The sequence below is a fragment of the Qingrenia yutianensis genome, from assembly GCF_014385105.1.
Taxonomy (GTDB): domain Bacteria; phylum Bacillota; class Clostridia; order UMGS1810; family UMGS1810; genus Qingrenia; species Qingrenia yutianensis.
The window spans coordinates 1-1,959 of sequence record NZ_JACRTE010000057.1 but is presented as its reverse complement, the minus strand read 5'-3'; the positions used below and the strand labels follow the sequence as shown (position 1 = coordinate 1,959).

The following is a 1,959-nucleotide window of genomic DNA, read 5'->3' as shown; positions in this document are numbered from 1 at the left end:
TCTTAATTTGCCGGATTGGGCAAGAGAAAAACTTGAAAAATTACAAAATACCGGACCGGAGGAAGAACAGACCGGTGGTATAAACTTAAACTAAAATGGAGGTATCAGAAATAATAAAAGCATTTTCGATAGCTCCGTTTTCGTCATTGACAAACACATACATTCCATCAATGCGTACTTTACCCGTATCGTCCGTAAAACCGTCTTTTGCTGTCGGCAATGTGATTTTTCCGAACATATCGGTTACGCCTTTTTCGATGTAGTCCGCATCTCCGAGCGTTATAACAGTAATGCCCTGCTGCGGCTGTCCGTGCTGGTCTGTTACTGTGATTATAACAGGATATTCACTTGTAGGTTTAATACCCTCCGGCAAGTCAACTACAATATTATTGCTCTCACCAATGTAAACCTCACAATTCGGAATAACGACATTCATTTTGTCGGTAGCCTTTACGACAAATGTATTCTTTTTATCCTCGTCATCTTTGCCTACCGTACCGCTGTTATCACCGGTAGAGGTTTTATTGTTCGGAACTTTAAGCTGACCGTTTTCATCGGTTTTGCCTGTTGCCGCATTATTGTTTACATCATAGATAAAAATCTGTAACTCCGATTTCGGTTGCTGTGAATCTGTGTTCATTGCAGTTATAATTGTTTGGTCTGCATAATCAAGAAGTCTGCCGCTTGGCAATTTAATAGTTACATTGTCATTGATATCAATAGAAATCTCACTATCAAAAATCGGTTTGCCGTTTGCGTTGGTTACAAGGATAGAGAAATCACCGACTTTTGAATTACCGTCCTCGTCCGTGCGGTCTTTTTCAACTAACTGCGGAATTGCTGCTCTTGATAAAACTTCACCACAAGTTAAGCACTCAATATGCTTTTCGCCCGCTCGCTCAATTGTGGCAGGTTCATCAATTATCCATTCCGACGGTTTATGCCCTGTCATATCTTTGTAGTCCGCTGTATAGATTTTACCGCAGTTCTCGCAAGTGTAGACGGTATATCCGGATGCTGTGCAAGTCGGTTCTGTTACATCGGCAATATAACTGTGATTGACTTTATCGGTGTAGTCGCTGATATATTTATAATCACAGTTTTTACACTCATAGACAGTATATCCGAGAGCTGTGCAAGTCGGAGCAGTTACAGTCTTTGTATAATCGTGAGCAGCTTTGTCAACATAGTCAGCCTTGTAGCTATCGCCGCAGTCATCACAAGTATATGTCGTGTACCCCATCTCTGTACACGTCGGCGGTGTTACAACCTTTGTATAATGATGTTTTTTAACATCGGTGTACTCACCGATATATGACTTTCCGCAGTCCGGGCAAGTGAATACTGCATATCCGTGTTCCGTACAAGTCGGCTCTACGGTCTTTTTGTTATAGTTATGCGGAAGCACATCTGTGTAGTCTGCCTTATATGTTTCTCCGCAGTCGACGCAAGTGTATGTCGTAAATCCTACACTCGTACAAGTAGGCTCCGTTACATCCTTTGCATAGTTATGAGCAATCTTGTCCGTATAGTCGGACACATATTCATCACCGCAATCCGCACAGGTATATGTTGTATATCCCATTGCCGTGCAGGTCGGCTCTGTAACCTTTTCGCCATAATTATGCGGCATTTTATCTATATAATCACCCTCATAGGTGTTATCACAGTCTTTACACGAATATACTGTATAGCCCATTGATGTGCAAGTAGGCTTTACGGTTTTTGTTTTATATGAATGTCCTTTCGGCAATTCTAAAATTGCTCCGCACTCAACGCAGGTCTGCGGCTCTGTACAGGTTGCCGATTTGCCCGGAGTATGTCCTTTTGCGCTTTCTGCCTTGATCATCTTCTCATTACAGTTTAAGCAGTTGTATTCAATTACGCCCTCGCCGTCACAGGTTGCGTCGGTAACATTGTGTCCTTTATCCCAGCTATGACCGAGTGCATCTTTATAGT

Annotated in this window: 1 pseudogene; it reads right to left on the bottom strand. The window is 42.3% G+C overall.

Annotated elements, in window-relative coordinates:
- Positions 1-85: 85 nt before the first annotated feature.
- Positions 86-1,959, bottom strand: a pseudogene (locus H8706_RS11955) (hypothetical protein); the annotation flags it as partial.